The following is a 1,098-nucleotide window of genomic DNA, read 5'->3' on the forward strand; positions in this document are numbered from 1 at the left end:
ATTACTTTGTAGAGTACTGACTCATTAAAAAATAATTTTAATTTCTTCAACAGGTCGAATATCTCGATAGTATCAGCCCCCACCTCCAGTTCTCGTTTGATATTAATGAAAGCCATTCGCGTCTTGATTTGATCGATGATTTCTGATGTGTGATCCTGACAATCGCGGTCATAAGCAGCGTCAATCATCCCGGCAATTTCTGCACCGGTATCGGCCCACTGATCGTCTGGCAGTGTCAGCAGATTTTCCAGGATTTGTAATAAGTTCAATTTCAGCTGATTGTTTGGGTCACGAGCAGCATTCACTTTTCCATGCAACCTGTCCATAGCGTGGTGAAGTGCCGAACCCGAAAGAAAGCGACGGTGAAAATCCCCCAGACATCTTTGCACATTGCTATCGATAGCCGAGGTAGAACCTCGCTGACTCTGCCAGCCCCAATCCTGTTGGGCACGTCGGGTTTGTTCGCGGTTTTCAATTTCATGTACAGTCATTCTATCCTCTGGCGTTCGGTCCTCACGCAAGTTAAACATCGTTTCCCGCAGGAACCTTGCGCTCGCTTCTCTATCAAACTCCACGGCATGAAGTGCCGAACTGGGGAGAAAGCGACGGTGAGATGCCCCCAGACATCTTTGCGCATTGCTATCCGCATTAGTGGTTGGTACCGTTTTTTTAATATCATTAATTAATAGAAACGTAGCGGTCCACTCCTGGCTATCTTTAATTAAGATTTTAAGAATAGCATCGGTAGCAGGGATATATGAGTCCACGTTGTATAACCTGGCATTATCACGGAAGTTTCGTAATAATGTCTGCTCCGATAATAGCGTATCAATCGAATCAAATGTTTTTTCTTCACCATTAACATGGCAGGTAAAATATTGCGGTGTGTGGTCAACTCCAGAAAAAGAATGATTCTCACGGGAAACACTTCGACGTCGGTCACTGGGTGGTGCAGGTAAATGACAGGCATCTGAACGGTCACTGCCTGATGCCTGTTCTGTCAAATGCATTCGATCCGAAGATCCGGTCACATGTAATAAATTTATTTCATTAACCAACAGGAAAACTTGCTGAACACACTCATTCTCAAGGATCAAT

At 44.4% G+C, this 1,098-nt stretch carries 1 protein-coding gene; it reads right to left on the minus strand.

The window, feature by feature from the left end; all coding sequences use genetic code 11:
- Positions 1-1,010 (minus strand): hypothetical protein (locus KDK14_RS15235; protein ID WP_257266026.1); only part of this gene is annotated, 1,010 nt, incomplete at its 3' end.
- Positions 1,011-1,098: the final 88 nt, after the last annotated feature.

It is taken from the genome of Endozoicomonas sp. ONNA2 (assembly GCF_024606365.1).
Classification (GTDB): domain Bacteria; phylum Pseudomonadota; class Gammaproteobacteria; order Pseudomonadales; family Endozoicomonadaceae; genus Endozoicomonas.